This is a genomic window from Mesorhizobium sp. M0029 (genome assembly GCF_040323735.1).
Classification (GTDB): Bacteria; Pseudomonadota; Alphaproteobacteria; order Rhizobiales; family Rhizobiaceae; genus Mesorhizobium.
Map to the genome: position 1 here is coordinate 232,628 of NZ_JAMYVF010000003.1, position 26,043 is coordinate 258,670.

Here is a 26,043-nt window from a genome sequence, read left to right on the forward strand (position 1 = left end):
GGCGATGACGGCAGCCAACGGCACCAGCGTTTCGATCCAGGACCTGTCCCTAAATTTCGGCTCTGTATCGGTGCTGCAGACCCTCAATCTCGAGGTCGCAGAGGGCGAGTTCATCGTGCTGCTCGGTCCCTCGGGCTGCGGCAAGTCGACCTTGCTCAACTGCATCGCCGGGCTGCTCGATATTTCCGAAGGCCGCATCTTCATCAAGGGCAAGAACGTCACCTGGGAGGAGCCCAAGGATCGCGGCATCGGCATGGTGTTCCAGTCCTATGCGCTTTATCCGCAAATGACGGTGGAGAAGAACCTGTCGTTCGGCCTGCGCGTTGCCGGCGTGCCCAGGGATGAGATCGCCAAGCGCATCGCACGCGCCGCCGAGATCCTGCAGATCGAGCCGCTTTTGCAGCGCAAGCCCGCGGCCTTGTCCGGCGGCCAACGCCAGCGCGTGGCGATCGGGCGGGCGCTGGTGCGCGACGTCGATGTCTTCCTGTTCGACGAGCCACTATCCAATCTCGACGCCAAGCTGCGCTCGGAACTGCGCGTCGAAATCAAGCTTCTGCATCGCAAGCTGCAGAACACCATGATCTACGTCACCCACGACCAGATCGAGGCGATGACGCTGGCCGACCGTATCGCGGTCATGCGCGGCGGCGTCATCCAGCAGCTCGACGCGCCGCAGACGATCTACAACCGGCCGGTCAACCGTTTTGTCGCGGGCTTCCTCGGCTCGCCGGCGATGAATTTCCTCGAAGGGGAGCTGGAAGCCGGTGCTGCTCCGGCGTTCAGGACCGACGGTGTTTCGGTGCCGCTCGACCGCTATACCTTTGACGGCACGGAGCGCCCGGCCGGCGCTTGCGTGCTGGGCATCCGGCCTGAACACATCGCTTTCGGTGACGCTGCAAAGTCGATGCCGTTTTCCGCCGGCGGTTCGGTCGAGATCGTTGAGCCGATGGGTTCCGACACGCTGGTGTGGACCAAGCTTGCCGGCCGCAACTTCTCCTTCCGCGTCGAAGCGGAACGGACGCTGCGCAGCGGCGATCCGATCCAGTTCGGTTTCGATCCGGCGCGCGCCTCGCTGTTCGACGCTGCGACCGGCAATCGCCTGTGACCCTCTAGAATCATCCGCAAACCATCCTCCCAAGAACGACCGAAACGATCCCCCGAAAACATCCCCAAGCCTTAACCACCCAAGAAACGGACAGAGACGATGAACTGGTCATTCCAACTCTACAGCGCCCGCAATTTCCAGCCGTGGGACGGCATCCTGAAAATGCTCGGCAAGCTCGGCTACAAGGAAGTCGAAGGTTTCGGCGGCGTCTATGACGACCCCACGGCGTTCCGCGCCGAACTCGACAAGAACGGGCTTTCGATGCCGACCGGACATTTCTCGATCGATGCGCTGGAGAATGATTTCGACGGGGTACGCAAAACAGCCGACGCACTCGGCATCACGCTCGTCATCTGTCCCTATCTGCTGGCCGAGCAGCGGCCGGCCGACGCTGCCGGCTGGCGCGGCTTTGGCGAGCGTCTGGCCAAGGTCGGCGAGACCGCAAAAAAAGCCGGCTACGGCTTTGCCTGGCACAACCATGATTTCGAGTTCAAGACACTCGCCGACGGCTCGGTGCCGCAGGATCACATCCTGTCGGCTGCGCCCGACATCGGCTGGGAGATGGACGTCGCCTGGGTAGTCCGCGGTGGCGTTGATCCGCTGCCGTGGATCGAAAAGCACGGCAAGCGCATCAGCGCCGTCCATGTCAAGGACATGGCCAAGTCAGGCGAAGGCCTTGACGAGGACGGCTGGGCGGATGTCGGCCACGGCACCATCGACTGGGCCGGCCTGATCAAGACACTTCGGGCGAAGAGCGCGGCCAAATATTACGTCATGGAACAGGACAACCCCAACGATATCGAGCGCTTCGCCAGCCGCTCGCTCGCATCCGTCAAGGCTTACTAGGAACAATCATCATGGCAAAGAAACTGGGTATCGGCGTCATCGGCTGCGGCAACATCTCGAAAGCGTATTTCTCGCTGGCGCCGCTGTTTCGCGGCATTGAGATGCGCGCCTGCGCCGACATCAACATGGACGCGGCCAAGGCACGGGCGAAGGAGTTCAAGCTGCGCGCCGAGACCGTCGAAGAACTGCTCAAGGATGACGAGATCGACATCGTCGTCAACCTCACCATCCCGGCGGTGCACTACGGGGTGTCGAAGCAGATCCTCGATGCCGGCAAGCACGTCTATTCGGAAAAGCCGTTCGTGCTGTCGGTCAAGGAAGGCCTCGACCTCAAGAGCCGGGCCGAGAAGAAAGGGCTGCGCATCGGTTCGGCTCCGGACACTTTCCTCGGCGGCGCGCACCAACTGGTGCGCAACCTCATCGACACCGGCGCGCTCGGCAAGATCACCAGCGGCACCTGTCATGTGATGGGCCACGGCATGGAGCACTGGCACCCCAATCCCGATTTCTTCTTCCAGCCGGGCGCCGGGCCGGTGCTCGACATCGGGCCCTACTACATCACCAACCTGATCCAGCTGATCGGGCCGGTGAAGCAGGTGGCGGCCTTCGCGACGACGCCTGCCAAGGAACGCACGATCTCGTCGAAACCGCGCGCGGGCGAAAAAATCCCGGTGAACACGCCGACGACGATCCACGGCCTGCTGGAGTTCGAGAACGGCGCCGTGATCACGCTCAACACCAGCTGGGACGTCTGGGCGCATGGTCACGCGCCGATGGAACTCTATGGCGAGACGGGCACGGTGTTCGTGCCGGATCCGAATTTCTTCGGTGGCGACGTGCGCATAACCAAGGCGGCAAAACCGGTGAAGAAACTGCCGAAATGGCAGCATCCGTTCGGCGTGCCCAACGAAATGCACGGCCAGGGCATGATGGCCAACTACCGCACCGCAGGCCTTGCCGACATGGCGCTGGCGATCGCCGAGGGCCGGCCGCATCGTTGCTCGATGGAGCTCGCGCTGCATGCCGTCGATGTCATGACCGGCCTGTTGCGGTCGGGCGAGACCGGCAAGTTCGTCGCCATGCAGACCAGCTGCGAGCGGCCGGCTGCACTCGGCGTCAAGGACGCAAAAGGACTGTTGGCGAAGCAGAAATGAGGTAGAAGGGTGTGGGCGCGCTCGCGCCGACACCCATACAATCCAGGATCTGTACCCATGCGCTGGCAGCCGGCTGAACACCGCTATGAGAAAATGCTCTACAACAGATGTGGGCGATCCGGCCTGAAACTGCCGGCGATCTCGCTCGGCCTGTGGCACAATTTCGGCAACGACACGCCGCACAACACCAAGCAGGCGATCGCGCGCAAGGCCTTCGATCTCGGCATCACCCATTTCGATCTCGCCAACAATTACGGCCCGCCGCCCGGCTCGGCCGAGATCGCCTTCGGCGAGATATTGCGCACCGACTTCGCCGGCTATCGCGACGAGCTGATCATCTCGACCAAGGCCGGCTATGAGATGTGGGCAGGGCCTTATGGCGAATGGGGCAGCCGCAAATATGTGCTGGCGAGCCTCGACCAGAGCCTGAAGCGGATGGGGCTCGACTATGTCGACATCTTCTATTCGCACCGCTTCGATCCGGATACGCCGCTTGAGGAAACGATGGGCGCTCTCGACCATGCGGTGCGTTCCGGCAAGGCGCTCTATGCCGGCATCTCGTCCTACAATTCGCAGCGCACGCGCGAGGCCGCCGACATATTGAAGCAGCTCGGTACGCCCTGCATCATCCATCAGCCGAGCTATTCGATGCTCAACCGCTGGGTCGAAGAGGACGGACTGCTCGATACGCTGGAAGGGCTCGGTGTCGGATCGATCGTGTTCTCGCCGCTGGCGCAAGGCATGCTGACCGACAAATATCTCGGCGGCATCCCCGAGGGTAGCCGCGCCAGCCAAGGCAAGTCGCTGCGGCCCGCCTTCATCAACGAAAAGACCATCGCTAACATCCAGGCGCTGAACGCGATCGCCGGCAAGCGTGGCCAGACGCTGGCGCAGATGGCGCTGGCCTGGGTGCTGCGCAAGGGCCGGGTCACCTCGGCGCTGATCGGCGCCAGCCGGCCCGAACAGGTCGAGGACTGCGTCGGCGCGCTCAAGGTGCTCGAGTTCAGCGATGCCGAGCTCGCCGAAATCGACACTTACGCACGCGAGTCCGACATCAATCTGTGGGCGGCGTCGGCCGAGCGCAAAGGCCCGCCGCGGAAGTAAGCGGAACAGCCGGCACCGGACATGAATCAAAACGGCGGGAAAGATCCCGCCGTTTTGCGTTTATCAAGCTTCGGGCCCGTTCAGGGCTTCTTGGCCGTGCCGAGACCGGCCTTGGGCGCCGCCGCGGCTGCCGGAGCCGGGGTCTTCATCTTGGCTTCGATCCAACCCGTATAGTTGGCCAATCGCGTGTAGATGCCATAGGCATTCTTGTGGCCGCAAGCGGCGGTGCCGTCGGACGGACCTTCGCCCCAGGAGACGACGCCGACCTGGACCGGACCGTTGGCGCCGGTCATGAACAGCGGACCGCCGCTGTCGCCGTTGCAGGCGTCGCGTTCGCCGCTGTCGGTGCCGGCGCAGATCATGTTCTTGGTCAGCGGATCCGACATATCGGCGGCGATCGCATTGGCGGCGGCATCGATGCCCTTTTCCGAATAACGCATCCGATGCGAGAGATCGCCAAGTGCCGCCTTCAGGTCATGCGCATAGATCGACTTGATGCCGCTGTTGCAGGCAGCGCTCGGCTCGAGATCGAGATCGGCCACCATCAGCGCGGTCGGGAAGGTGCCGTCCTGCATCTTGCCCCAGCCGATGACCGTGGTCTTGCCGCTGTCTGGCGTCGGCTCATTGGTGATCTTGATGACCGGCGCATCGGCGGGCTCCGCCAGCCGGAGCAGGCCGAGATCATTGTCCAGCGTCTGTTCGCTGTAGCCCTCGTTGACGATGACCTCGACCACCTTGTAGCGCTTGCCTTCGGTAAGATCGGTGGCGCCGGTCAGCACGGTCACCGTGTCGGGCGAAATCGGCCGGCCCTTGTCGTTGAGGCAGTGCGCCGCCGTCAGCACCCATTGCGGAGCAATCAGGCTGCCGCCGCAGAATTGCGCGTTCGGCTGCGAGGCCGGGCTGGGGTCCAGCCGGGCGCTGGTCAGCAGCGCCACCTGGAACGGATAGGCCCCTTTGTCGGCTTCCTTGCCGCCATAGACGCGGTCGGCCCCGTCGGGATTCTCGGCCTTGGCCTTGTCCCGGGATTCGGCAACGCGCTGCATCGGCGAGACCGCCGCTTCCGGCCTGGCGGCGTCGTCGGCTGCATAGAGCGCGTTGACGGCGGGGAAAGCGGCCGCGATGCCCAGCAGCGATGCAGCGGCAAGCGGCCTGAACCGATGGATAATGTTCACCTTGAAACCCTCCTGAGATGAAAATTGCCGAGCCATGCCGCCATGACGCATAACCAACAGAAGCGGTAGCGGTACCTCGATCGCCTTCTGCCAGAACGAACGACATCCGCGCGGTTATAAAACCGAAATACCACTTTTGCTAATCGTGCCCCATCGGGCAGAGCCCACCCAAACCCTATAGCCCCCCACGGGCTACGTGGAAGCGATTTGTCATTGCCAATGTTGGATTATTTTAGGCAGTATATCGACGCGGGTGCGTTTGGCGGAGGGCTTTAACGAGGCCGCCCGGACCGATGATCCGATACGGGCGGGTAACCAAACTAATTTTTTAACTCCACCACGATCTCGACAATATTTCTGTATTTTGCTCCACTCCTTGCTGACTTTTGGGAGAGTCTCACCATGACGAAACTGACAAGCACTATCATTGCGTCCGCACTGCTATCCACCGCACTGTGGACGATGCCTGCCTTCGCCGCCGATCCCGGCTCAGCGAATGCCGGCAATGGCGAAAGCATGCGCGATCTCGGAACGGGCGACTACCAGCCCGGCCGTGCAAAGCCGATCGCGCCGCCGAAACTGACCGAAGATGAAGCCAGCCGGGCAGCGCCGCTGACCGACGAGGGCACGGCGGTCAAATCCTATGGCATCGTCGGACGTTCCGCCGATGGCAAGGACATCAAGATCGATGCAGGCGAGACGCTGAAGGACCTTGTCATCAAGGAATTGAACGCGCCCGCCAACACACCGAACGCCGACAAGACCGGATTGACGGGCGGCGACGAAGCCGGCCGCCAGGTGTTCGGGGCCGACGATCGCGAGCAGATCAAGAACACCAAGACCTACCCGTTCACCGCGATCGGGTATATCGAAGGCAAAGCCAAGAGCGGTTACGGCAGCTGCTCGGGAACCCTGATCGGTCCGCGCACGGTGCTCACCGCCGCGCATTGCCTCTACAGCAATGAAGACAAGGCTTGGCTCGACGACGTCATCTTCGTGCCGTCGCTCAACGGCAACACCGCCGACGATGCACCGTTTGGCGCTTTCAGCTACGAGAGCGTCTATATCCTGCAGGGCTTCATCGACAATTATCAGGGTTACTACGGCTCGGTCATTCCGTGGGACCTCGGCATCATTACGCTGAAGCAGGATGTCGGCACCAATCTCGGCTGGCTGGGTTATGCCAACTATGAGAACCTCGGCGATTTCACCGCAAACATCGTTGGCTATCCCGGCGACAAGCCGATGGGAACGATGTGGAAGGCGACCTGCGAAGTGAAAGCCGAAAACGTCGGCGCGGAGTATTTCCAGTACGACTGCGACACCTATCCGGGGTCGAGCGGCAGCTCGGTCTACGCCTACGACAATGGCGCCAAGCAGCGCGTCGTCACCGGCGTGAACGTGGCCGAAAGCCCCAACGCCAACACTGCGGTGCGCCTGAACGCTGCCAACGTGGCGTGGATCAACAGCCTGTACAAATAAGGCCCGATCTTTCGCCGGCAAACAGCGGCGATAACCAGCACTACCAAACCGGCGGCGGGACGTTCCTGCCGCCGGTTTTTTTGTATCGAAACACCTCTCTTGCACTGTGTTACAGCGGTGCTTACGCTAGGCGATCCAAGGGGTTGGGTAAGATGGCGCGGGCAAGAATGATCTTCGGAGTCAAAGCGATGGCGGCTGCATCCATGCTGGCCGCACTGACATGCTTTTCCGCTATGGCCGATCAAGGCGGTGCCACACCCGATGGCGCCTGGGCCGAGCGGGTGCAAATCCTCTATAAAAGCGAAACACGTTCGGTGCTGCGCAAGAATGTACGGGTCTGGGATTCCCACCCGGAATTGGGTCTTGATTTCACCTGGGAGCCGGCAGCCGGCGTGTCGCCGGACCGCACCGTCGCAGCCGACGGCACCGTCAACGGCAAGGGCAGGCTGGTCTGGCGCGTACGCGGCTCGGCGAGCTATGACCCCAAGACGATCTATTCCAGCTATTTCGGCGAGATCAGGAATGGCCGCCCCGAAGGACAAGGCCGGCTGGAGCTGCGTTCAGGCGAGGTTCTCGACGGCCGTTGGGTCGCCGGCCAGCTCGACGGCCATGCGATCCATGTCGATGCCGACGGCAATCGCTATGAAGGGCAATTCAGGGCCGGTGTGCCGAATGGCGAGGGCAGGCTGGAGACGAAGACAGGCGAGATATTCGTCGGCTCTTTTGCCGATGGGCTGAAGGACGGCAAGGGCCGCACCCGGTTGCCCGGCGGCACCGTCTACTGGTCGCAATGGGCGATGGGCAAGGAGATCGGCGGTGCGCGCCCCGACGTGCTGGCCGATGCCAGAGTGGGCGGGTTGCTCAAGGCGCAGACCGGCGGCGGTTCCGCCGACAAGGTCGAGATCGGCATTGCCGTCGACCAGCGCATGACGCAGCAGGCCGACATGCAGTACCAGCATCTGGTGCGCGACGAAGACATCGCGATCTATCCGGTGTCGGACCAGTACAATGATGCCTGGAACGGCACCGGAGAGATTCGTACCGGCAATGTCTATGAAGGCATGGACTGGGAGACGGCGCCGGCCTTCGCCGAAGTCGACCTCAAGACCACCGACCAGTCGAGGGTCAAGATCGACAGCCTGGAAATGAAGGTGGCCGCGAGCGAGGCCTACCGCAAGCCGATGCTGTCGATCAGCGAGCATTATGGCTGCGTCGGCTTCCGCCCCGACTTCTCGATCGTCAACAATGGCTGGGGCGATGTGAAAGACATGAAGATGTCGATCCAGTTCACCAGAACCGACGAGGAGGACAACGCGACCGGCGAGCCGAGCCGCATGTTCACGAAGGACATCGGCACTTTCGGCGACGGCGTCGACGTCTCGATCAAGAACGTGCTGATTGAAGCCGGCGTCGACACAACCACGCTCGAGACCGAGCGCTTCACTTGCCCGTCAAGGGACAGCCTGGATGTCTGCCGCGCCCAGGTGGCCAACAAGGTCAAGTTCGGCGACGTTGCCGATTACATCAGCGGCAGCGTCGAGAAAATGAGCGTGACCGGGATTGGCAAGCTCGATTATTCCTGGGCGGACGATCAGGGCGCTGTCTACCAGCAGAGCGAGCCGTTTCGCGTCATCGTCTCGCTGGTCAGCATCGAGGTCCCAGAATCGCTCGCCGAATGCGGCGATGGCGGCGGCGCGTCGCCCGAAGCGCTGCGCTACCAGAACATCGAATTTCCGATCGGCAAGACCGATTACAGCATCCCCATGCCGGTGCGCGGCAACAAGAATCTCAGCGCCTACACGGCACGGCTGAAAATGTGGTCGTCAATGTCGTCGATCCATCGCTTCAGCATCGCCGCCCATTTCGCCGATGGCAGCACACGCGAGAGCAAGCCGGCCACGTTCTTCTATTTCAGGCCGAAGCAGTCGCTGTTCGAAACCAGCACCAAGCCGGCGGTCTGCTATCTGCCGGAAGATCTGCAAGGCTGTTGAGGTCCTGTCACGTCCTTTCGGGAATCGCGTCATTTCGAGCCCATCTCGAAAAAATTGGGCAGCGGGATCAGCCGGGCAAAGATCGTGCCCTGGCTGAACACCCTGAGTTCCAGCATCGACCCGGACGATCGTTCGGCTTTCTGGTCGAACAGGAAATTGCCGAGCGAATAGATCTCCGCAACATCGCCACCGCCGAGCGGCAGGATCGCCTCGCTCGATACATGTGGATGACCGCCGACGATTGCCGTGACACCGCGCAGCCGCATCTGGTCGGCAAGCATCTCCTCGTGCGGCGACGGCTCCGTCTTGTACTCGCGGCCCCAATGGACGAAGGCAATCACCGGCCGCTCGGCATTGTCGTGCAGCAGCCGGTCGAGCAAAGCGGGCGTCACAAGGTCGGTGTTCCTGGAGCCGTTGGTATCGATGTCGGTCAGCCCGACCAGGTCGAGATCGGCAAGCGCCAGCGTCTCGCCCTGGCCGAAATGGGCGATGCCGGCCGCATCGAGTGCGGCCAGCGTCTCGGCATAGCCTGACGGGCCGAGGTCGTAGGCGTGATTGTTGGCGAGGCTGACAGCGGCGACATGCAATTTCTTGAGCATGTCGATGGCGAGGTCTGCGGGCATGGCCAGCGTCATGTCGTCGATCGCCTCAGGGACGTTGGGCAGGATCACGCCTTCGAGATTGACGATCAGCGGCCGCGAGCGGGTCAGGGCCAGCACGCTTTCGACGATCTTCTCGGCAACACCGTCGCGGACCAGGATCTTCTTCATGGCGCGGCCGAAATTCACGTCGCCCGCGAAATAGTAGAGCTTGTCGTCGGGACGGGCAGGATTGTTGATGCCGGGGCCGAAGGCGCCGAACAGCGCCACGACATAGCTGGTGGTGCGCTCGACATAGTCGCTTGAATGCGCCTGCGAGTTCTCGTTGGCGACGACCAGCGGCGCAGCACCGAACAGTTCGCGCTGCAGCCTGGTCTGGATATAGAGCGCACCGACCGAATCGGCGTGATCCGGCTGGCGCAGCGCCGCGATGCCGTCGAGCGAACCGGCGGCGAGCATGTTCAGCGTCTGCTGGTCGAAACGCCTGGCTTCGTGCTGCGGCAGATAATGTGAGAAATCGGTGGATTCGACGATCAGCGTGTCCTTGTCGACGATCGCTTTCAGCGCCTGCGCCAGCCGGTCCCAGTCGCCGCGCTTCGCCTTGACCGACATCGCCACCGGCACGATGGTTGCCTCGGGAAAATAATGGTGCAGGAAGGGCAGCATGGCTTGAACGCCGTGCTCCTTGGCGAAGAGGCAGGAGTCCTCGACCATGTCGCTGTTCGCCTGGATAAGGCGCAGGGCTGCCGTGTCGGCCAGGACCGGGCCAAGCACAGTGTCGAAGCCGCGCGTCGTGGTGGCGAAGAGTTTCTGCGTCTTATGGAAATGGTCCGGCGACAGGATGACGATGCGCTTGTAGCGGAAGCCGGACGCGGCGTGGAAACCGAGTGCGACGAGATCTGCGACGAGCAGGTGGTGGGGGACTGTGATGCCGGTGAGGCGTTGGTTGGACGGCTCGATTCTGGCGACGGCGGCGATGGCGTCGGTGAAGAGTGTGGGGTCGGAGTAGAAGGACGGGAAGTTTGTGTCGCCGGGCGGGCAGGTGATGGGGGCGGCAGACGCTTGAAGCACTGAGAGGATAAGCAAGGCGGTGGCAAAGATCAGAATGCTGGTCCGTGCCCAGGCACCCCCCGCTGTCCTGCCGGACATCTCCCCCGCAAGGGGGGAGATTGGATGTCGCCTCGACTTTCGCCAATCACCAACCTTGAAAATAGATCTCCAGCAATGAAGAGACTGATCTCCCCCCTTGCGGGGGAGATGGCCGGCAGGCCAGAGGCGGGTGCCTGGGTGCCGACCTCTCACGGCTCAGCCAGCACAATGTTCTCCACGCCGCCGACATAGTAGAACGGCTTCTGCTTGGACGCGGTCAGCCGCAGCACTTCGCGCGAGATGTAGTCGGCGAGGCCGAACAGCGTCACGCCGCCGTCGGAGGTCTTGGCCCGGCCGCGCAGGCCTTCGAGGATCGAATAGGTGAAGACGCCATGGCCGAGCTCGGGCAGTTCGGCGGCGGTGTTGTTGGCAGCGGTGGCCGAGAAGACGACGATGCGTGCGTCCTGCGCGTCTTTTTCCAGGCGCGGGTTGAAGGCGTTGGCGGCGTGGCAGGTGTCGAGCAGCATGAAGCGCATGCCCTTGGCCCGCTCAACCGATTTCTGGATGTCGCCCCAGTCGACCAGCGAGGAGCGCTTCCAGCGGTCGGCATCCTGTTTGCGGCCGTCCGTGGGGATGAAATAATAATCTTCGTCGATGTTGATGCCGTGACCGGCGACGAAAATGATGGTGGTGTCGTTCTCGCCGGGTCTGTCGAGAAAGTCGGCGAGCTGGTCGTTGATCGTGTCGGAATCCGGTTCCAGGATGGTGTCGGCGCTGGCGACCTTGAACACGTCCTTGCCGGAATCGGGCGCCTCATCCAGCGCTTCGCGGTTGACCAGAACCAGCGTCTCCATCGCCGAAAACAAGGGCGCGGATTTCTGCGAGATCACCTTGAGGAATTCGGTGGCGTCATCGACGGGATAGCGCAGATCGCAGGCGTGGCCGGCGCATGCATCGGTGAGGAAAGGATATTTGTCGACGCCGATCACGGCGACGTAGAGCTTGCCCTTGTTGGCGGGCTTTTCGGTTTTCCTGCCAAGTGCTGTGACACTGCGCTCGGTCAGATAGCCGAACTCGTTGGTGCCGGTGATGCGAATGGTATTTTCGCCATTCTCGACCGGCACTTCGACGATGGTGCTCTTGCCGCCATCGGCCGAGCGCGCCGTGACATTGCCGACATTGCGGCTGTTCGACAGGATCGAAAATCCGGCGACATCGGCGCCGGCTTCCTGCGCGCCCGAAATCTCGACGGCGACATAGCCCTCGCGGACGTTGCTCTGGTCGGCGGCAAGCTTGATGCCGAATTCCGGCGGTTTGCGCTCGAGCAGCTTTTCCAGCTGGCGGTCGACGCCGGGGCGCATTTCCTGAACCGCCTGTTCGGCGCTGCGCAGGATGATGGCCCGGCGCACCATTTCCGGGCTCCAGAGATATTTTTTCAGCTGGCCGGCGCTGATGAAACGCCCTTCGTGGTCGCGACCCTGATTGACGTGCCAGCCTATCAACTTGTCGCCGTCGGCGGAGGAATAATAGTAGCCCTGCGGCATCCAGGCGATCCATTCGGAGCCGGCGAAGAACATCGACACTATCAGTTTGTGTGTCTTCAAATTCCACAGCCGCACGGTCTGGTCGGCGCTGCCGGTGACCAACAGCCCTTCCTTCTCGGCGGCAACCATGGCGTTGATCTCGCCGGTGTGGCCGGTGAATTCACCCGATAGCTCGGCGGTCGCGGTTTTGTATTCCAACAGCGTGCCGTCGCTGCCGCCGGTGATCAGGCCAAGCCCATTGCCGATCAGCGTGTAAGCCGAATGGACGAAGCCATTGGTGGCGGCATTCTCGATGCTGTGCATCACCTTTCCGCCGCTCGCGATTTCGAGCACGGCATTCTCCAGGCCGTCCTTGCCGCCGGGGGCAGCACGGAGCGACCACTCACCCTCTGCGAGTGCCGCGCGGGCATAGGCGCCCTGTTCCGCCAACGCCACCGGGTCCTCGAAGAACCGCTTGGCCGTCGGTAGTGCCAGCACCTTGTCCAGCGTGCCCTGCAGCTCGGGACAGGACACGCGTTCGGGGCAGGGGTTGGTGTTGCCCCAAGCGATGGAGCTGCTCGCCGCATCGATCCCGATCGCCGTCACCGGTTCGCCGACCCCTTGCAGCAGCGCCTTGCGCTCGCCGGTCATGGGGTTCCAGACCTGGATGGCGTTGCGGGTGCCGCCGGCTGTCGCCACCAGCGAGCCGTCGGCATTGCCGGCGCCAGCAAAGACCGTGCCGTCATGGCCGTTATAGTCGAGCAGTTGCTCGCCGCTGTCGGTATTCCAGACCACCGAGCGATGCTTGTCGGCGCAGCGATAGCTGCATGACGCCACAAGCCGCGAACCCGTGGCGAAGCTCAGAGCGCCGATCTGGAAATCCTGCTTCGGCATGGCGCGGACGAATTTGCCGTCGCTGGCCCGCCAGAGCTGGACGTCACCGTCCTTGCTGCCAGTGGCAAACAGGCTGCCATCCAATGACACGGCGAGTGCGGCGACGCCGACATCCCGCAGCGGTTCGGCCTCGGTCGGCAAGGCGATTTCCTCAGCCTTGGCCACATCCCAGAGCCTTATGCCGTTGTCGGTGGTCGTCGCCACCAGCCGGGTTCCCGCAGCGGCGAAGGCGAGCTTTTCCACACGCCAGGAATCGGCATCGAGTTTTTCCGCCAGCGTCCAGCCCGACGCGGATTTGTCGTCCGCCCGCCAGAGGTAGACGAAACCATCGCCACCGCCGGCGGCGAGCGTGTTTCCGTCGGGTGAAAAGGCGACATCATAGATGGCATAGTCGGCGGCCTTGAGCACGGTTTTGATCTTGCCGGTGGCGAAATCGAACAGCCTGATATCGTCATAAGGGGCCTTGTCGCCGATGCCGGCGCCGAAATAACCGCCGGCGGCGATCGTCTTGCCATCCGGCGACACGGCAATCGCAAAGACCTTGCCGTCATTGCCATTGCCAAGATAGCCGCGAATGGTGCGCAGCGTCACCCCGCTCTGCCAGTCCCAGATGCGGATGGTCTTGTCGTCAGATGCGGAGACCAGTTCCTCGCCGTCCGGCGTGAAGGCAAGGTCGGTGACCCTGGCGCTGTGGCCGCCGGTGTTGAGATCGAGGTGGAAATCGAGGTCCTCGGCACCGGCGGTTGACGTTAACGCCAGAAGACCGACCAGGATTAGCCACCGGATAGCACGCAAGGGATGGGAGCTGCCCGGCACCTTGTTGCGCCGCTATTTGGAGTCGGCGGGCGGCGCCGACCCGTGACGCACATAATTCTCGATCGCCTGGGCATAACTGGCGGAACCGGCCTTGCGCTCTTTTTCGATGTAGCCGGCAAAATAGCTCCAGAACGACACCGCATAGTCGCGGAAATAGGCATCGGCGACATCGCGCGAACAGAGCTTGCCCTCAACGCAGATGGAGAGACGATTGAGGAAATAGACGATGCGATCAAAATTGTCGTTGAAATCGGCGATCGGCATGGTGCCGCCGCCGGCAGTCATCGCCTCAATGCCAATGCGTTGCCGGAAGACCCGTTCCTCGGTCGGCGACGGCGTGGCGCTGAGCAGATTGTCGTATTTGGCGTTGAGCGACGAGAGGCGCTCCTTGAGCGCGCGCTGCGCCTGCTGAAAATCCTTGCTTTCCCAAAGCTCGACCAGCGACATCGTCTGCTCGACGCGCTTCTGTTCCTGGTTTGCCAGAAACTGGAAGACCGAGAAGCCCAAGGTGAAGACGATCGCCAGGCGCACGGCGAGACCCGACCAGGCATAGATCAGCATGCGCCAGTCGCGGTCGGTGAACGGGTTGGCTTCCTTCTTGATCTCGTGACTGCTCGGCCACGGAAAGCCTTCGGTGGTTTCGGGCAAGGTCGCCGGCTTCTTGGCCGGTGCCGGCGCCGATGTGGCTGGCGATTTTTGCGTTGCAGTGCCCCCCGGCTTTTTCATCCGCAGCTGTCCAGTTGGATAATGGCGGTGGGATCGAGCACGATGCCGGGTGTCTCCAGCTTCTTTTTCAGGCAATCGAGCTGCGTGCGCGAAATCATGAACTGCACGTCCGGTTCGGCAGCCGCCTTGCTGGGTGACGGCAAGGGCTCGACCACGCCGCGCGAGGCGCAGCTGGAGAGATCGACGACAACGGCCGTGCTGCCGGTCTTGGCGATCTGGTCGTACTGGTCGAGAAAGCAGGTGGCGAGCTCGGAATTGGTGACGATCTGCTTGGCGCACAGGCCGCAATTCTCGTCCGCCGAGGCGCTGGCAACCAGCAACAGGCTGCCGGCAAGGCCGACCGTCGCTGCACGCCAGGAGAGCACGGGGATAGTCACTGATGTCCTCATCTGTTGCATCCAGCCGCGGCGCATAGAAGTGTCGCGAGCCGGGAATGTTCCTATATCACGCCGGCAAGAGCCGGCGAAGCGATGTCAGGTCAGGCGCGGGGCACCGTCTCCATCGGGAAGATCATCACCGCGCCTTTGGGACCGCTCTTGTCGGCAAGCCGCATCACGGAGCGCGTTGCCGGCGCCATGCCGATGTCGGCCAGCATGTCGGAAAAACCAGGCGTTCCCGATGCGGCACGCGTCACGGCGCGCACGCCTTCCTGGGCAAGAAAGCTCAGATCCTCTTTCTCGCTCTGCGGCGGCGCCTCGGTCAGCACGGCAATCATGCGCTCCATGCCGAAGCTGGTGTCGGTGAAGGCGAGCAGCCCTTCCTTCAGGCCCTGATCGGCCTGCTCGTTGATCGGCGCCAGCCGCTCGGCGACGATATGGGTGATCGAATAGTCGCTGCCGATGTAGAGCACGTTGATGTCGACGAACTCGTCGGACCCGTTCTTGGCCGCAATGTGTACCTGATCGCCCGGCGAAACGCGCGGCACCGTCGAGGATTCGATCGGCTCCAGCACATCGCTGTCCTGGCGCTTGATCAGGAACTGGACGCTGACCTCGTCCGGCCGGTAGTCGGACGCCGCGGCGAGCCGCGACAGGCCGGTGGCGCGGAAGATCGTGGTCAGGGTCTTGGCTGTGTTTTCCGCAAGCTTGTCGCGGCCATCCTGATCGATGACGATGCGTGGCGGCTTGCTGCCGTCCTTCAGGCTGATGTCGCCGGACGCCGGCAGGAACCACAGCGCCGGTTCGTCGCTGGCGTTGGCGGCAGCGCCGTCTATGGATTTTTCGCGCAGCACCGCAAGCCGCAGATCGGCGCTCTTGCCGGGCTCGACCAGCGCGATGTGGAAGCCGGACTTCGGCTTCGCCACCAATTCGTCCAGAACCGAATTGACCAGCTCGGTTTCTTTTTCGAGCCCTGCGGTCGGCGCCGGCTTTGCCACCAGCAGCTTGTAGTCGACCGCGAGTTCGGCAACGCGCGCATAGGCGCCGGCGGGCACCGCCGTCGGCGCAAGCGCCGGCTTGCCGTCGAATTCGACCGGTGCGAGCTGGCTTTCGAGGTTTTTTGCCGATTTCACTTCGAGATAGCCGACGGCGTCGGAGAGCTTCGACAGCGCCGAAGGCAAAATGGCGAGCTTGCTGCCGGGGGTCAGACCCTGCAGCAGCCCGGCGCCGATCGCGACATCGCCGTCCTTGACGGCAATCGGCCATTGCATGACGGCGTCGGTTTTGTCGGTGCCGAACACGCGGGCGTCCAGTTCGCCCTCGAACAGGGGCGTCGGCCTTGTGCGGCCGTCGGCCGAATATTGCTGCAGCACGGCCTGGCCGAGCTGGCGATAGGTGACGTTGGGGTTCTCGGCCAATTTCGACAGGATGGTGAAGGTGAACAGGCCGAAGCGCGGCGCGTCGGGCGTGCCCTTGGGCAGCGGCATTTCCGGCGTCGTCTCGACCGTCTGCGCGGCATAGAAGGTGACCAGCTTGCCCCGGGCGATCGGCTCTGCGCCGGTCGGCGTCAGGTTGAAGGCCGGCTTGCGGCCGCCATTCTCGTCGAAACCGCGCGATGCGCTTGCCGAGATGTCGTCATAGGCCTTCACCGCGGCTGCTCTCGCCGCGTCGTCGCCGCCGACGAGGTCGGCGAACTCGACCTTGCGCTCCAGTTCGTCATCGACTTCCGCGGCGCGCGTCGCGGTGCCCGAATGGCAGCAGTCGAACACCACCCAGACAAAGGCGCCCTTGTCGCGGATGGCGTCGAGTGCGGCGCCGACTTCGTTGTCGACCAGCGCGTTCGGCACGCCCTCTTCGCGGTTGATCCATTTGTCGATATCGGACGGCAGGAAAATCTCGTCGAGGCCGTCGGTCTCGTCGCCGGCCTTGGCCTGCGGCTGCTGGGCGCCGTGGCCCGACAGATGCAGATAGACGAAATCGTCGCGTTGCACCTTGCCGGCGAGGTCGGCAAGAGCGGCCTTGATCGCCGCATGCGTCGGCGGGCCGTTGGCGCCTTCGACGTCCTTGGCGAGCAGGATCACGTTCTCGGCCGAGAACTTCACCGGATCGGGCGTGTTCTTCAGGAGATAGTCGCGCACTAGGCCGGCATCGTTCTTCGGCCCGATCAGCCAGTTCTTCTGCGGCAGGTTCGGATAATCGGTGCAGGCAACCAGCAGCGCGTGATAGGTGCGCGAGGCGGCGAGGGCGCCGAACGAGACAGTACCGGCAGCAACAAGCGCCGACGTGCCGACGAGCAGCGTCCGTCGTGTCAGTTTGATCATAATTGCTTCCCCAAGCCCAACCGAATTTGCAAGTGCGGCACCTTTCGTCGCGAATTTTGTCAGTATTTTGAATGTGGTCGGTGCCGTCAATCGGCGGTGGTGGTCATGGTGTCGATGGCGATAACGGAAACAGTGGCAAAAAGCCCACTTCATCGCTATCTCAAGGGAATTGAGACCGCCGCATTGATTGCGAGCGGCGCTGGATCAAACAGGATAGAACATGATGTCGTCCGAGAACCGCTTCACACTTTTCGGCATCATGCACTAAACGATCGGAAAACGGGATCATGGCGGCAAGGGATGTGCTGACGAAGAATCAGCTGAGCGTGCTCGAGAAGCTTGAGGCCGCCAGCGGACCGCTCAGCGCCTATACGCTTCTCGACCAGCTGCGCGAGCGCGGTTTCCGCGCGCCCCTACAGGTTTACCGGGCGCTCGACAGCCTGGTGAAGTCAGGCTTCGTGCACCGGTTGGAAAGCCTCAACTCCTTCGTCGCCTGCGCCGAACCGCACGACCATACGCATTCGATGACAGCCTTCGCTATCTGCGACACATGCGGGCAGGTGATGGAGATGTCCGACCATGACGTCGGCCACCGGCTGGACGAATGGGTGCGCTCGACCGGGTTTGCTGCGAAGAAGGCGGTCATCGAGTTTCGGGGGACGTGTGCCAAGTGCCTGGCTGAAGCGGCTTAGCTTGCTTCCTACTTGAGCCGAGGCGGTGCGCTATTCTCGAATTCGTTCAAGAATGTCTCATAGACGACGTACCGCGTAGGCCCAGGTGTTAGCTGCTCCATAAGCAGGGGTTTCACCTCGTCGAGCCAAGATAATTTGCCAAGGCCAGACCCGATTTTTGGCAAGGCGATGGATTCTACCCGGTTTTTGTCGGCCCATTTCACAAGCCCGCGAACTGCTTTCCGTAAAAAAGGGAAGCGTGGCGTGATACATATCTGGCTGGGTTGCCAGATAAATGAAGCCCGGCTGATTGCCGTCTGGCTCCAATGTCCAGATATGACCCCCAATAAACCTGCCGGTCCGAGCATATTTCTTGAACGCAGCCTGCACATTCGGCCACTTTTTCGAAATCTTCAGCGCAAGTCCGGTGCCAAGGCCCTCTTGATTGCCCTCTGCCACGCCTTGAGCGATATAGCTTTCCTGGGCGGCCAGCAGGTCTCCGGTGACAAAGACAATCATCGCACCTTCAATGCGCCTCGTCCCAGTTGTTCGCTGCGCGGGCATCGACATGCAGCGGCACCGACATCGAGATGGCCGGCATCGGCGCGTTCTCCATCACCCTGCGCACCACGGGGATCGTCGCCTCGACTTCCGCTTCAACCGTCTCGAAGATCAATTCGTCATGCACCTGTAAGAGCATGCGGGCGGACAGGCCGGCCTTCTCCAGCGCCTCGTCCATATGCACCATGGCGCGACGGATAATGTCGGCGGCGGTGCCTTGCAGCCTGGCGTTGATCGAGGCGCGCTCGTTGAAGGCGCGGATCGACGGGTTTGACGACCGGATCTCAGGATAGTGGATGCGGCGGCCGAAGATGGTTTCGACGAAGCCATGTTCGCGCGCATAGGCCTTTGTTGCCTCGATATAGTCGCGGATGCCGGGGAAACGCTCGAAGTACTTCTTGATGTAGGCGCCGGCCTCCTCGCGCGGGATCGACAGCTGGTTGGCGAGCCCAAAGGCCGAGATGCCGTAGATGATGCCGAAATTGATCGCCTTGGCGCGGCGGCGCACTTCGGACGGCATGCCTTCGACCGGCACGTTGAACATTTCCGAGGCGGTGATGGCGTGGATGTCGGCGCCATCGGCGAAGGCCTGCTTCAACTGCGGGATTTCGGCGACGTGGGCAAGCACGCGCAATTCGATCTGGCTGTAGTCGGCCGAGACCAGTTTCTGGCCCTTGTCGGCGATGAAGGCCGTCCTGATCTTGCGTCCCTCCGCGGTGCGCACCGGGATGTTCTGCAGATTGGGGTCGGAGGAAGACAGCCGGCCCGTGGTCGTCGCGGCCAGCGCATAGGAGGTGTGGACGCGCCTGGTGTCGGGATGGATGAAGCCCGGCAGCGCGTCGGTATAGGTCGATTTCAGCTTGGTCAGCTGGCGCCAGTCGACGATCTTGCGCGGCAGTTCGTGGCCTTCGGCGGCGAGGTCTTCCAGAAGCTGCGCGGAAGTCGACCATTGCCCGGTCTTGGTCTTGGAGCCGCCGGGCAGGCCCATGCGGCCGAACAGGATGTCGCCCAGCTGCTTTGGCGACCCGATGTTGATGCGCTCGCCGACAAGGCCGTAGATCTCCTCCTCCAGCCGTGCAGCGCCTTGTGCCAGCTCGCCGGAGAGCCGCGACAGGATCTGGCGGTCGACCGAGATGCCGCGCTGTTCCATCCGGGCCAACACCGGCACCAGCGGCCGCTCCAGCCGCTCATAGACCGAGACGAGGCCCTTGGCGGCAAGCCGCGGCTTCAGCACCTGCCACAGCCGCAGCGTCACGTCGGCATGGCCGGCGGCGTAGGTGGTCGCCCGGTCGATGTCGACCTGGTCGAAGCCGACCGAGCTTCTGCCGGAACCGGCGAGATCCTTGAGCGGCGTCGTGGCATGGCCGAGCCATTTGTCGGCAAGCGAGGACAAAGTGTGGTGGCCGGTGCCGGCGTCGAGCACATAGGAAATCAACATCGTGTCGTCGAAGGGTGCGATATCGATGCCGTGGCGGCTCATGACGACGATGTCGTATTTGGCGTCCTGGGCGATCTTGAGGACCGATTTGTCTTCCAGCAGCGGCTTCAGAAGCGCCAGCGCCTCGCGGACCGGAATCTGGTTCTCCAGCGTACCGCCACCGAGCAGGTCGCCGGCGCCGCTCTTGTGGGCGAGCGGCACATAGGCGGCGCGGCCGGGGCCGATCGCCAGAGAGAAACCGATGAGGTCGGCCAGCATCGGATCGGAAGACGTGGTTTCGGTGTCGAAGGCGACGATGCCGGTCTCCTTGGCCTGGGCCAGCCAGGTCTTGAGCGTCGCCGTGTCGCGGATGGCGACATAGGCGGCGGGATCGATTTTGGCCGCAGCGGCCGTTTCCAGGCGAAGTGCGGCAAGCAGCGAAGGGGCGTCGCCGGCCCTGGCGGTTTCGGTTTTGGCTTCATCCTGTGTTGCCGCAGGCGCCGCTATGCCGGAACCGACATCGGGGCCGTGCGCGGTGTCGGCGCGCTCGACGGTGACGGCGACAGCCTGCACATCGCCGGCTTCGGTGCTGGTCGCTTCAGCAACGCGCCGGGTCAGCGAGGTGAATTCCATGGTCTTGAGGAAGCCGATCAGCTTCGGCCCATCCGGCGCGTGCAACACGAAATCGTCGAGCCCGTCGGTCACCGGCACGTCGTTCTTCAGCGTCACCAGCTGGCGCGATATGCGCGCCTTGTCGGCATTGGCGATGATGGATTCGCGCCTTTTTTCCTGCTTGATCTCGCTGGCCCTTGCGAGCAACCCGTCAAGGTCGCCGAACTGTTCCAGCAATTGCGCCGCCGTCTTCGGCCCGATGCCGGGTACGCCCGGCACATTGTCGACGGAGTCGCCGGTCAGCGCCTGCAGGTCGATCATCTTTTCCGGCGGCACGCCCCATTTCTCGATGACTTCGGGGATGCCGATCTGGCGGTCCTTCATCGGGTCGTACATGCCGGCCGTGGGTCCGACCAGCTGCATCAGATCCTTGTCGGAGGAGATGATAGTGGTGTCGCCGCCGGCCTCGCACGCCAGCCTGGCATAAGTGGCGATGAGGTCGTCGGCCTCGTAGCCTTCGATCTCGATGCAAGGCAGGTTGAAGGCCACGGTTGCCTGGCGGATCAGACCGAATTGCGGGATCAGGTCTTCGGGCGGTGCGTTGCGGTTGGCCTTGTATTCCGGGTAGAGATCATTGCGGAAGGTTTTCGACGAATAATCGAAAATGACCGCTAAATGCGTCGGTACAATTCCTACATCGGTGTTGCGGGCATCCTGCATCAGCTTCCACAGCATGTTGCAGAAGCCGGAGACCGCGCCGACCGGTAGCCCATCGGATTTGCGGGTTAGCGGCGGCAGCGCATGATAGGCGCGAAAGATGTAACCGGAGCCGTCGATAAGGAAGAGATGGTCGCCTTTTTTCATGCCGGCAGGGATAGCGCGGCAGGACGGCGCGGTCCATGGCAAAGGCGGGCTTCCAACAGGTGTTGCGGCGACATGCTGACAGAGCCTGCCTGCCAATAGGCCCTGCTGCTGTTTGCCTCGGCGCTCACGGCTATGTTACAAAAGTGTAATTTTTGTGCCCTTGAAACGCCACGATCCGAGACACAAATAAAGGTCATCGGCAGTTTTCGCCGAGTCCGGAGCAAGGCCCGTCCCCCGCCTATCCCGGACAATTGCGGCAGCCTATCCCCCCTCTCCGGGCTGCCGCATCGTTTCGAGTAAAAGACCGCCGTGGTTCCCCTCCACCACGGCGGTTCTTTTTTGCCTTCTGACAAGTGTTTACGGTCCGTGGTCCAACGATCGCGGGCTTTTCGTTTTGATGCGCTGCCTTTACGGTTCGGCCACCGAAAAGAAAGGCCCGCAAGACATGTCCACAATCACCCCCGTCCTCGACCGTCTCGACAAAAATCTCGACCAGAGCCTGGAGCGCCTGTTCGGCCTGCTCCGCATCAAGTCGATCTCGACCGATCCCGACTATGCTGCCGACTGCCGCAAGGCCGCCGAATGGCTGGTGGCGGACCTCAAGCTGATCGGCTTCGACGCTTCGGTGCGCGACACGCCGGGACACCCGATGGTGGTTGCGCACCATGAAGGCCCCGCCGGTTCGCCGCATGTGCTGTTTTACGGCCATTACGACGTGCAGCCGGTCGATCCGATCGAGCTTTGGGAGAACGACCCGTTTGCGCCGGCGGTCAAGGAGATCGAGCCCGGTCACAAGGTAATCACCGGCCGTGGCTCGGCCGACGACAAGGGGCAGCTGATGACCTTCGTCGAGGCCTGCCGCGCCTGGAAGCAGGTGCATGGCAATCTGCCCTGCCGCATCACCATCCTGTTCGAGGGCGAGGAGGAGTCCGGTTCGCCGTCGCTGAAGCCGTTCCTCGAGGCCAATGCCGATGAGCTCAAGGCCGATTTCGCTCTGGTCTGCGACACCGGCATGTGGGACCGCGAAACGCCGTCGATCTGCGTTTCGCTGCGCGGAATGGTCGGCGAGGAGGTCACGGTCAAGGCTGCCGATCGCGACCTGCATTCGGGCCTCTATGGCGGCGCCGCCGCCAACCCGATCCGCATCCTGGCGAAAATCCTCGCCGACATCCATGACGAGAACGGCCACGTCACCATTCCGGGCTTCTATGACGGGGTCGAGGAAACGCCGTCGCAGATCCTGAAATCATGGGAAACTCTGGGCGAGACCGCCGAAACCTTCCTCGGACCGATCGGCCTCTCGATCCCGTCGGGCGAAAAAGGCCGCTCGGTGATGGAACTGACCTGGGCGCGGCCGACGGCCGAGTTCAACGGCATCATCGGCGGCTACACCGGCAAGGGGTTCAAGACGGTGATCGCGGCGGAAGCGTCGTCGAAAATCTCCTTCCGCCTCGTCCACAAGCAGGACCCCGAGAAGATCCGCGCCGCGTTCCGGGAATTCGTCAAGGCGCGCATTCCCAGGGACTGTTCGGTCGAATTCCACCCGCATGGCGGCGGGCCGGCAATTCAGCTTTCCTACGACTCGCCATTCCTGGCCAAGGCCAAGACTGCGCTGTCGGATGAATGGCCGAAGCCAGCGGTGACGACGGGCAGCGGAGGCTCGATACCGGTGGTCGGCGACTTCCAGACCTATCTCGGCATGGAATCGCTGCTGGTCGGGTTCGGCCTCGACGACGACCGCATCCACTCGCCCAACGAGAAATACGAGCTGACCTCCTTCCACAAGGGCCAGCGCTCCTGGGCGCGCATTCTCGATGCGCTGACGCGCTGAGGAGGCTGGGAAGTTTTCTTGTTGATTTTTCAGCGGATCGCGGCGAGGACGAGTTACGCCGCGATCCGGAGAAAACCATGCCCGACATCCGCTTCCACAAGAACGATCTGCCCGACCTCGCCCACTACAATGTCGACGCGGTGGCCATCGATACCGAGACGCTGGGGTTGAACCCGCACCGCGACCGGCTGTGCGTGGTGCAGATCTCGCCCGGCGATGGCTCGGCCGACGTGATCCAGATCGCGCCCGGCCAGAAGAAAGCGCCGAACCTCGTCAGCCTGCTCCGCAACCGCGGCATATCGAAACTGTTCCACTACGGCCGTTTCGACCTCGCCGTGCTCTACAACGCCTTCGGCGTCATGCCGGAGCCGGTGTTCTGCACCAAGATCGCCTCGCGGCTGACCCGCACCTATACCGACCGGCACGGCTTGAAGGACATCTGCTTCGAACTGCTTGGCGTCGGCCTGTCGAAGGCGCAGCAATCGTCGGACTGGGCGGCCGAGACCCTGTCGCCCGAACAGCTCGAATATGCCGCTTCCGACGTTCTCTATCTGCACCGTCTGCGCGAGGTGCTGGCTGGACGCCTGGCGCGGGACGGGCGCACCAAGGAAGCCGACGCCTGCTTCCGCTTCCTGCCGACGCGTGCCAAGCTCGATTTGATGGGTTGGGACGAAGAGGATATTTTTGCCCACAGCTGATGGCCTTCGGATAACGCTTCCGGCAGCCTTGCAACCAGACACGCGTCGTGGCGTTCTGTCGACTCAATGAGGGGGATGACGTGGCAGACCGCAAACCGATAGCGACCGCCCCGACGGATGGATCCAAGGTCACTGTTCTGTGGAAGGACGGCGCCGGCGTCGTCAGCGAATCCGTCGGGCAATATCGCGACGGCGCCTGGTGGGTCTACACCGACAGCGATACCCAGAAAAAGGTCGACCCGACCAGCTGGCGGCCAGTCTCCAGCGACGATGACGACGATCAATGAGCGCCGCTGGCGGGTGCAACTGCTTTCGCATAGCCTGAAGTCGTTGATATCGAGGCCGATTCGGGGCCTTCCGCTCCGTAGCCTCTCTTCCTGGAGGAACGCGTCATGGGCATCGAAAGCCTTCTCATCTTCATCATAATCGGCGCCATTGCCGGCTGGCTCGCCGGCCTCATCGTCTCGGGCTTCGGCTTCGGCCTCATCGGCAACATCATCGTCGGCATTATCGGCGCCCTGATCGCCGGCTGGCTATTTCCAAGGCTCGGTTTCGCTATCGGCGGCGGCATTCTGGCTGCCATCATCAACGCCACGATCGGCGCCGTCATCCTGCTGGTGCTGGTCAAGGTTCTGAAGCGAGCTTGACGCTCTAAGTTTCATTCAACGCAATCCTCAGGAGAAAGCCTGTGCTTTCCTGGAATTGCTGCCAAAGGAGCGCGCCGTGAAACAGAACACTCTCTATCTCCTTGTCGGCGCGCTCGTTGTCGTGGTCATCGCGCTCGGTGCATATGTCTATCACGAATAGACCAAGCCCAAGGGCGTCGAACTGAAGATCGACGACAAGGGCATTTCGATCCAGCAGAATTGAAATATTCGGGGTAGCCAGGGCCTCTGCCTTTTGCGGCAGACAGGCCGCGAGGATGCGGCTTTCGGACCCAGTTGGCGGCAGCGGATTTTAGAAATTCTTAAGGAATTTCAGAAGGGTGCATAAACCCTGCTTTAACGCGCCCTTAACACTAAGCCGTTGAATTTGTTTGAAGTCGTTACCGTTGGTTCCGATCGTTCGGGGCGTTGGGGAGAGAAATGCAATGGAAAACTACAATCCAATGGAATCCGCGATGGAGCGCGCTGTGCGAAATGAACTCAAGACCGAGGCGAGCTATTCGCGACCAACCGAGGGGCGGGATTTTCGTGTTGGCACAACCAAAACTTACGTTGAGACTTTGAACGGGATAACTGTAGGGTCATTCGGTGCGAGGTTCCGAGCAGCTGAAACCACCCCTTTTACGTCGCCAGCGTGAAGAACATCGATTGGTCTTTGTTCCTTAAGCAGAACGTTTGGGGATATGAGCCATTCCCATGCTTGACGTGGACTACCAACGACCGAGATTACCTCAGCGATGCCAGGAACGGGCCGTCCATCAGCAAACTGCCTTAAAGGGAATACGGGCTTGCTGCTGCTCCTGGTATTTAGAGCGACGGCTTCATTTCGTTTCTGCCAACGATATAATGTGGAGCGCGGAATTCCGAAGAAACGCTCGATCTCCGTTGGGCCAGCCACCGGGCCGGCCCAATCGTCCGCCAGTTTCAGAGTTGCTGTCTGTTCGGAACGGCTGGCTTTGAGACGAACGAGGCGCCTAGAAACTTGTCCCAAGGCGATCTGTGTCAACTCGGTCGCAAACTCAGTCGCGTAATTCGGAACGTCTTCCTCAATGGTTTTGAAGGCCCTCTGAATAGCGTCTGGCTGACATACTATCTGGGATACGATGATGGCCGCTATCTCAGCCGCAGCCCTCATCGCCGGCAGGCGAATCTTCGGTCCATCCGTTTGGAGCACGCTTTCAATGGCTAGATAGAGGGTCTCCTGCAGGCCTTCGCGGCTTTCAAGCTTTTCCCTGTGCCGCAGTTTGGAAAAACGTCTTCTGGTTGTCATTGCGCTCTCGATTCTGTTGTTAGGTAAGGCATCCCACCGCCATACAAAGATCATAAAAGCGGGCCGAGCAACGCCAATTCGTTACCAAATTGTTGCTCGCAGGGCGAAAACGTGACGTTTCTGCAACACGCGCCGCGGATAGCGGTGAGAGGCGTCCTTCGAATTGACGATCTGGGTTGATCATCAAAACCTCATGGATAATGTTGACTTCGAAGGAGCGGCGCGGTGCGCACTTTTTCGGTAGTGGGGATGGGG

General features: G+C 62.1%; 20 protein-coding genes. 11 read left to right on the forward strand and 9 right to left on the reverse strand.

From position 1 onward, the window contains the following. The first annotated feature begins 4 nt into the window (after nucleotides 1–4). From NKJ76_RS07125 to mgrA, 4 genes are all read left to right on the forward strand, one after another. Nucleotides 5–1,105: an ABC transporter ATP-binding protein gene (locus NKJ76_RS07125; RefSeq protein ID WP_023686606.1), complete on the forward strand. Its 1,101-nt coding sequence runs from the start codon at nucleotides 5–7 to the stop codon at nucleotides 1,103–1,105. A 99-nt stretch (nucleotides 1,106–1,204) separates the two neighbouring features. Next, a complete protein-coding gene (locus tag NKJ76_RS07130; RefSeq protein WP_023669800.1) occupies nucleotides 1,205–1,951 on the forward strand; it encodes a sugar phosphate isomerase/epimerase family protein in 747 nt (248 codons plus the stop codon). A gap of 11 nt (nucleotides 1,952–1,962) precedes the next feature. Beyond that, complete coding sequence (locus NKJ76_RS07135) at nucleotides 1,963–3,105, forward strand: Gfo/Idh/MocA family protein (protein WP_023669799.1); 1,143 nt, start codon at nucleotides 1,963–1,965, stop codon at nucleotides 3,103–3,105. 57 nt (nucleotides 3,106–3,162) lie between these two features. Continuing rightward, nucleotides 3,163–4,209 (forward strand): L-glyceraldehyde 3-phosphate reductase, encoded by a 1,047-nt coding sequence (gene mgrA / locus NKJ76_RS07140; RefSeq protein WP_023669798.1) that lies wholly within the window; start codon nucleotides 3,163–3,165, stop codon nucleotides 4,207–4,209. An 80-nt stretch (nucleotides 4,210–4,289) separates the two neighbouring features. Here mgrA and NKJ76_RS07145 read toward each other — a convergent pair whose 3' ends face one another. After that, nucleotides 4,290–5,381, reverse strand: coding sequence for a S1 family serine peptidase (locus NKJ76_RS07145; RefSeq protein WP_023713445.1), 1,092 nt, complete (start codon nucleotides 5,379–5,381; stop codon nucleotides 4,290–4,292). 402 nt (nucleotides 5,382–5,783) lie between these two features. On the opposite strand from NKJ76_RS07145, the gene NKJ76_RS07150 reads away from it, so the two are divergent. Both NKJ76_RS07150 and NKJ76_RS07155 read left to right on the forward strand, forming a co-directional pair. Next, nucleotides 5,784–6,863, forward strand: coding sequence for a trypsin-like serine peptidase (locus NKJ76_RS07150; RefSeq protein WP_023691993.1), 1,080 nt, complete (start codon nucleotides 5,784–5,786; stop codon nucleotides 6,861–6,863). Nucleotides 6,864–7,051: 188 nt separating this feature from the next. Beyond that, complete coding sequence (locus NKJ76_RS07155) at nucleotides 7,052–8,854, forward strand: MORN repeat-containing protein (RefSeq protein ID WP_352537076.1); 1,803 nt, start codon at nucleotides 7,052–7,054, stop codon at nucleotides 8,852–8,854. 29 nt (nucleotides 8,855–8,883) lie between these two features. On the opposite strand, the gene amrB is transcribed toward NKJ76_RS07155, so the two are convergent. The 5 genes from amrB to NKJ76_RS07180 all read right to left on the reverse strand — a co-directional run bounded on the left by amrB (nucleotide 8,884) and on the right by NKJ76_RS07180 (nucleotide 17,199). Continuing rightward, nucleotides 8,884–10,602, reverse strand: coding sequence for an AmmeMemoRadiSam system protein B (gene amrB / locus NKJ76_RS07160; RefSeq protein WP_352537077.1), 1,719 nt, complete (start codon nucleotides 10,600–10,602; stop codon nucleotides 8,884–8,886). A 149-nt stretch (nucleotides 10,603–10,751) separates the two neighbouring features. Further along, a complete protein-coding gene (locus tag NKJ76_RS07165) occupies nucleotides 10,752–13,775 on the reverse strand; it encodes a hypothetical protein (RefSeq protein WP_352537078.1) in 3,024 nt (1,007 codons plus the stop codon). A 12-nt stretch (nucleotides 13,776–13,787) separates the two neighbouring features. After that, nucleotides 13,788–14,501 carry a DUF4760 domain-containing protein gene (locus tag NKJ76_RS07170; protein ID WP_023700125.1) on the reverse strand — a complete coding sequence of 238 codons (714 nt, stop codon included), beginning with the start codon at nucleotides 14,499–14,501 and terminating at the stop codon, nucleotides 13,788–13,790. Next, nucleotides 14,498–14,890, reverse strand: coding sequence for a hypothetical protein (locus tag NKJ76_RS07175; protein ID WP_352537079.1), 393 nt, complete (start codon nucleotides 14,888–14,890; stop codon nucleotides 14,498–14,500). Before NKJ76_RS07175 ends, NKJ76_RS07170 begins: the two co-directional genes overlap by 4 nt. A gap of 89 nt (nucleotides 14,891–14,979) precedes the next feature. Further along, on the reverse strand, nucleotides 14,980–17,199 hold the full coding sequence (locus tag NKJ76_RS07180) for a caspase family protein (RefSeq protein ID WP_352537080.1): 2,220 nt from the start codon (nucleotides 17,197–17,199) through the stop codon (nucleotides 14,980–14,982). Between the two features lie 287 nt (nucleotides 17,200–17,486). Here NKJ76_RS07180 and NKJ76_RS07185 point away from each other — a divergent pair, with 287 nt between their 5' ends. Then, nucleotides 17,487–17,891 (forward strand): Fur family transcriptional regulator, encoded by a 405-nt coding sequence (locus NKJ76_RS07185; protein WP_023686595.1) that lies wholly within the window; start codon nucleotides 17,487–17,489, stop codon nucleotides 17,889–17,891. A gap of 57 nt (nucleotides 17,892–17,948) precedes the next feature. On the opposite strand, the gene NKJ76_RS07190 is transcribed toward NKJ76_RS07185, so the two are convergent. Both NKJ76_RS07190 and polA read right to left on the reverse strand, forming a co-directional pair. Further along, nucleotides 17,949–18,389 (reverse strand): macro domain-containing protein, encoded by a 441-nt coding sequence (locus NKJ76_RS07190; protein WP_352537081.1) that lies wholly within the window; start codon nucleotides 18,387–18,389, stop codon nucleotides 17,949–17,951. A 7-nt stretch (nucleotides 18,390–18,396) separates the two neighbouring features. Next, the gene (gene polA / locus NKJ76_RS07195; RefSeq protein WP_352537175.1) at nucleotides 18,397–21,324 is read right to left on the reverse strand and encodes a DNA polymerase I; all 2,928 of its coding nucleotides are present in this window, start codon (nucleotides 21,322–21,324) and stop codon (nucleotides 18,397–18,399) included. Between the two features lie 445 nt (nucleotides 21,325–21,769). Between polA and NKJ76_RS07200 the strand changes: the two genes are divergently transcribed. From NKJ76_RS07200 to NKJ76_RS07215, 4 genes are all read left to right on the forward strand, one after another. Then, nucleotides 21,770–23,155: a M20/M25/M40 family metallo-hydrolase gene (locus NKJ76_RS07200; protein WP_352537082.1), complete on the forward strand. Its 1,386-nt coding sequence runs from the start codon at nucleotides 21,770–21,772 to the stop codon at nucleotides 23,153–23,155. Between the two features lie 77 nt (nucleotides 23,156–23,232). Beyond that, a complete protein-coding gene (locus NKJ76_RS07205; RefSeq protein ID WP_023698188.1) occupies nucleotides 23,233–23,853 on the forward strand; it encodes a ribonuclease D in 621 nt (206 codons plus the stop codon). A gap of 80 nt (nucleotides 23,854–23,933) precedes the next feature. Next, complete coding sequence (locus NKJ76_RS07210) at nucleotides 23,934–24,140, forward strand: hypothetical protein (RefSeq protein ID WP_023683046.1); 207 nt, start codon at nucleotides 23,934–23,936, stop codon at nucleotides 24,138–24,140. Between the two features lie 105 nt (nucleotides 24,141–24,245). Then, on the forward strand, nucleotides 24,246–24,500 hold the full coding sequence (locus tag NKJ76_RS07215) for a GlsB/YeaQ/YmgE family stress response membrane protein (protein WP_023704219.1): 255 nt from the start codon (nucleotides 24,246–24,248) through the stop codon (nucleotides 24,498–24,500). Nucleotides 24,501–25,065: 565 nt separating this feature from the next. On the opposite strand, the gene NKJ76_RS07220 is transcribed toward NKJ76_RS07215, so the two are convergent. Then, nucleotides 25,066–25,788: an antitoxin Xre/MbcA/ParS-like domain-containing protein gene (locus NKJ76_RS07220; protein WP_023814763.1), complete on the reverse strand. Its 723-nt coding sequence runs from the start codon at nucleotides 25,786–25,788 to the stop codon at nucleotides 25,066–25,068. Between the last annotated feature and the right edge of the window lie 255 nt (nucleotides 25,789–26,043).